The organism is Pirellulales bacterium (assembly GCA_036490175.1).
Taxonomy (GTDB): domain Bacteria; phylum Planctomycetota; class Planctomycetia; order Pirellulales; family JACPPG01; genus JACPPG01.
This window is the reverse complement of sequence record DASXEJ010000210.1, coordinates 1-4,547: the sequence shown is the minus strand read 5'-3', so window position 1 is coordinate 4,547 and position 4,547 is coordinate 1. Positions and strand designations below refer to the sequence as shown.

Sequence of the window (4,547 nt, the reverse complement as noted above, 5' to 3'; positions counted from 1 at the left end):
TGCGGGCCAGCCACAGCTCGCCGTCGAGCGGAAAGGCCGGCAATCCGGCCGTGAACCAGTCAGGCGCATGGAAAACATTTCCTTGCCGCGACAAGAATCGCTTCCCATCCCAGTACGCACGCACGCCGTCAAGTTTTTCGCTCAGCCACCAGCCGGTCATGTCGGTGGCGTTGTCCCAGCTTTCGGCTAGCAAAATGGGCGGAGCTGCTGCTTTGGACGTGTCGATAGCTGGTGGGCTAACGGTGCGAGCGAGGCGTTCTGTTTCGGCTTGTTCACCACGGAATCTGATCAGGTGTTTGCAGGTGCGGCGTTCGATTGGAAGTGATTGATTTCGCCAAGCTGGGCAACTGCATGAGTAGACGCCGCCGACATTCTTCAGGATATACGGTAGACGGGCTGAGCCTTTGATTTCTGTTGACTCACCGTCTTGCAGGTCAGGCATGTTATTGCCTCCATTGTTGGACACACTACAGCCATCGTCTAATTACCGGTAATTGAGTTGCGCAGGCCTTCTTGCGTTCAGCCCTCAGTTATTGGACGGATCGCGATTGACCTTACGGCCCGGCTTTTGGCCACGGACGCCATCGCGCTTGTAGATCCCCGGCTGATCGGCCGATAAACAGCGTTCATGGGCCCAGGTCCGTAATCGCTCCACCGCCTCACCGGCAGTCCTGGCAACAGGCACCACATTCTGTGCTGCTTCAACCAACGAGACTTCGAGCAGCGCCGCCAAGCGGCAACATGCGCGAATTTCCGCGCCAGTCCAATCAGCATCGACCGGCTTGGGCTGCGCTGCATCCAAGCCAAACTTGTCGATGTACAGCTTCCAGATGGCCCGACGTTGTGCCACGTCTGGCAGATCGACGAAGAACACACCGTCAAAGCGCTCGGCCCTGGAAAACTCAGGTGGCAATTTGCTGATGTCGTTGCATGTGCCCACGAAGAACACATCGCTTTCGTGGTCGTTGAGCCAAGTCAGCAAGCGGCCAAACAGGCGAGCCGAGACACCAGAATCCGTTTGCCCTGAGCTGGCAACACCGCTCAGCGCCTTCTCAATTTCATCGCAGAATAGAACGCAGGGTGCCATTGCATCGGCGATCCGCAAAGCGTGGCGGATGTTCTGCTCACTCTGGCCAACTAGGCTTCCAAGCAATGAGCCCACGTCAAGCGTCAGCACCGGCCTGCCGGTTTCGTTGCCCAGCGATTTGCAGAACGCAGACTTACCACAGCCGGCCGGAGACAGCAGCAGGACGCCACGCGGCCGCACATCGGAGCTTCGATTGGCCCGCCGCCGCATGGCTCGAAGGCAGAAGCTCTTCAGCGCTTCCATACCCCCGAGGTCACTGAACCGCTCGCTGCCCCGATGCAATTGCAGCGTGCCGCTTTTCTTCAGCATGCCGGACTTTAGCTCCCAAATCGCCTCAGGCTCGAGCCGCTGATGGCGCACGAGGCTCAATGAGAAGGCGTTTTCGGCCTCCATGCGGGTCAAGCCGGCGGCAGCATCAAGAACGCTGACCAAGCCATCGCCATCGGGAATTTCACCCGGCTCTGTAGCCACGCCATGTGCGATCTGTTCGATCTGATCGCGGTCGGGCAGCTCATGCTCAATCACGGCAAATGCTTTTTCCAGCTCGGTAGGGATCTGCACCACCGGCGACAAGATCACGACAAACGTGCGGTTCTGCTTGCCGGCCGTAATTTGCGTGGCCAGCGTTTGCACGACTTCGGCTGAGTTCAGAAACCGGTGAAAATTCACCAGCACCAGCAAGGCTGAACTATCCGTGCCGCTAAAGGCGTTCAGAGACCGGATCGCGGCCAACGGATCGTTCGTGCCGGTATCGACGTCAGCGGTTTGGCCGGCGATTTTCAATCCCTGGTCAATCGACCAGGTTGCCAACCGCCAGTTTTCGTGCCGGCAGAGCTGGGCGATTTCAGCCAGGGCATCGTCGTGCTCATGGCTCTCGACCCATAGGCCGGTGAAGCACGCGCGCACGTATTCAGCCAGACGCACAGAAAGCGTCATGGGATTTCTCCGGAAGGGGGAATAAACGAAAAGCCGACCAGAACAGCCGGCTAGGATTGCCCAAGCGTGGCGATTTGCCGCTCGAGCCGCGTGATTTTGGCTTGGGCTTTTTCCACGGCGTGAAATGCCCGGCGCAAACGGCTCATCCAGCGGTTCAGGCTGGCCCGCTCTTTTTCCAACCGTGAACGTTTGCGTTGAAGCTGAACCTGCTGCCGGTGGTTGACCGTGGGCGTTGGCGCAGTCCGCAGAACGCGTCGACGAGTTGCTGTGGCCATTATGCCTCCTCGTGCAACGACGATTGAGCAGGCTGATGAAACTCAGCCGTGAGCTGCTCACCAGTCCGCTGGCCCAATGCCTGCTCGATGAACCGGCTGGCGTCCTGGCAGCTCGCGCCGGTGAAGCCCTTTGTTTGCACGGTGGTCTGGCCAGCGGGCGAAATGATGATTTCGATGATCTGATTCAAGCGGCACCTCCAGCGACCTGGATGGTCAGCTTGATCGAGCCGTCGGCAAGCGATTGCTCGGTGACCGAATGGCCACGCTTACGAGCTTCGATCTTGGCCTTTTCACACGCGTATGCCTGGAGCAGTCGGTCGAGCTGGTTTTGGTCACCCCAACGACCGCCGTAATTGTCGAAGTTGAGCTGGCCAGAAGTCAGGTTGCATACCACCGGATATCGCCAGCCGGGCAGTTCAACGGCCAAGCCGGTCGCCTGGGCGCTGAACAACCGCACCGTGCGCTGCGTTGGTTGGGTTAATCCGAGGCGCTGACACGCTGCCCGCATGGCAACCGCATCGCGAACTTCAGTCTGGATCTGAACGACATGGGACACGGAATCTCCTTTCGTGATTCTGAAAAGGCCACGACTTGAATTATTCTTCCAGCTTTGCCTGCCAGACGTGTCCATTGGGACAGACCAAATCGATGAGCCCATCGGCATTGGTTGGAGTTTCTTGACCATCCCAAAGAACCTCAGATTCACCGGCGAACTCAGCGGCATCATCGTCGTCATCGAAAGACAGAAGCGCGATTGCCGGAATCACGTCACAGGTGCCCTTGGGCAATTCTCCGCATTCTGGGCATCGAGATGGATTGAAACGCATTGATGAAGCCTCGCATGTAGAACGAAAACGCGGCATCTGCCGCACCGATGGGCAGCACGCTACGCCGCCATCGCCACTTGGCCCTGAAACTTGCTCCACGATTCGGCCAGCTCGCGCCGGAGTTGGCTCACGCGACCGGCTGAAAACCCAAACATCTGGGCCACCGTGCCGGTTGTTTCCCCTTCAGCCAGTGATTGCGCAATTTGCCGTTGCTTCTGGCCCAATGACCTGAACCAGGCCGCGACATCGATCCGAGCAGCGGCGGTTTCAGCCGGCCCTGCGTGCTTATCTTCGACCAGGATTTCGTGCCACTCGTCGTCGGCCTCGTCAAAGCGATCCAGCCGCTCGACCGTGATTCGCCGGCGTGTTTCGACATGAAGGGAGGTGACGTCTCGCATGCTGAGCCGACCACCAACTCGCCGGCCAGCCCGGTATTGGTAAACTGCATAGCGGGCCAGGACACCAGGGTGGGCAACGTCGGCTTTGCCTACTTCGACGAGTCGGGCAAAGGCGGCCAGGACATTGGCGACAACTTCGTGGACGGCATCTTCACTGGCTTCAGGGCCAAAATTGCGAAATGCGAATCGGGCGTAGCGCTCAACAATCGGCAGCATGGCCAGGAACGCAGCGTGCCAAGCGGGCTCGGTCTTTGTCTTTCGTACCGGTGTGATCATTGGGCAATCTCCTTTGATAGAGACCGCCCACGCGCTGGGGCGGTCATGTTTGGGGAAAACACAACCACCCCACGAACAACGCGAGGCTAAAGTGCCAGCGCACCTGGGGCGCGAAGTTGCCGGAGCAATTCCCGGCCGTCGATCACGTTGCGGCGGGAACGAGTTCTGCCACGATCGCCTTCAACACCAAGTTTCGAGCCTGTAACCGCTAGTCCTGCTCGGTGAAGGTCGATTTGGAAGAAATCGGCCAGACCGTGGTGAGTACCGTGTTTTTGAGGCCCGCACTGGCGCTTGGTACAATGCGCTAGAATAAACCAGCTGCGGCGACAGCATCGTGAGCTACGTGCCGTCGACTAGGTGCCCATCTTCCAATCTGTCCTTGGAAACGGATCATGCTTCATCGCTTCGCCTGCCCGAGCTGTCAAGCAGAATTCGAACAAGCTATCGACGGCGCAGCAGAACCGACGCATTGCCCTCATTGCCAAGCGGTGTTCTCCTCACCCCTGCGCCCGACGCTCCCATTGTCGCATTCTGACAAGTCAAAGTTCAGCTCCTTCCTCGAACCATTTTTGAAACACATCGTGCATGAGCCCGCCTGGAAGCCCTTTCTGCGCGCGCTGCTGATGCTCGTTGTTTCGCTGACGGCGGCCGCGCTGATTGCATTATCCATCCCGATGTACCCCGAGAACCTGTTCGAGCAAAGCGGCCCCAGACGGAGCCTGTTCTTTCACATGGCCCGCGATATCTT

Annotated in this window: 8 protein-coding genes; 1 reads left to right on the top strand and 7 read right to left on the bottom strand. The window is 58.7% G+C overall.

The annotated features are described in order from the left end of the window. From VGG64_15055 to VGG64_15025, 7 genes are all read right to left on the bottom strand, one after another. A partial coding sequence (locus tag VGG64_15055) for a DNA ligase (GenBank protein ID HEY1600922.1) occupies positions 1–442 on the bottom strand: 442 nt, incomplete at its 3' end. Between the two features lie 84 nt (positions 443–526). Next, positions 527–2,023 (bottom strand): AAA family ATPase, encoded by a 1,497-nt coding sequence (locus tag VGG64_15050; protein ID HEY1600921.1) that lies wholly within the window; start codon positions 2,021–2,023, stop codon positions 527–529. A 50-nt stretch (positions 2,024–2,073) separates the two neighbouring features. After that, complete coding sequence (locus tag VGG64_15045; protein ID HEY1600920.1) at positions 2,074–2,298, bottom strand: hypothetical protein; 225 nt, start codon at positions 2,296–2,298, stop codon at positions 2,074–2,076. Next, entirely contained in the window at positions 2,298–2,486 is a 189-nt protein-coding gene (locus VGG64_15040) for a DUF2997 domain-containing protein (protein ID HEY1600919.1), read from the bottom strand. Before VGG64_15040 ends, VGG64_15045 begins: the two co-directional genes overlap by 1 nt. After that, complete coding sequence (locus VGG64_15035) at positions 2,483–2,854, bottom strand: DUF1257 domain-containing protein (protein HEY1600918.1); 372 nt, start codon at positions 2,852–2,854, stop codon at positions 2,483–2,485. The genes VGG64_15040 and VGG64_15035 overlap by 4 nt, the downstream gene beginning before the upstream one ends. Before the next feature lie 40 nt (positions 2,855–2,894). Further along, positions 2,895–3,125 carry a hypothetical protein gene (locus VGG64_15030; GenBank protein ID HEY1600917.1) on the bottom strand — a complete coding sequence of 77 codons (231 nt, stop codon included), beginning with the start codon at positions 3,123–3,125 and terminating at the stop codon, positions 2,895–2,897. 59 nt (positions 3,126–3,184) lie between these two features. After that, complete coding sequence (locus VGG64_15025) at positions 3,185–3,799, bottom strand: hypothetical protein (GenBank protein ID HEY1600916.1); 615 nt, start codon at positions 3,797–3,799, stop codon at positions 3,185–3,187. A 392-nt stretch (positions 3,800–4,191) separates the two neighbouring features. On the opposite strand from VGG64_15025, the gene VGG64_15020 reads away from it, so the two are divergent. Next, the coding region (locus VGG64_15020) for a hypothetical protein (protein ID HEY1600915.1) at positions 4,192–4,547 on the top strand (356 nt) is incomplete at its 3' end.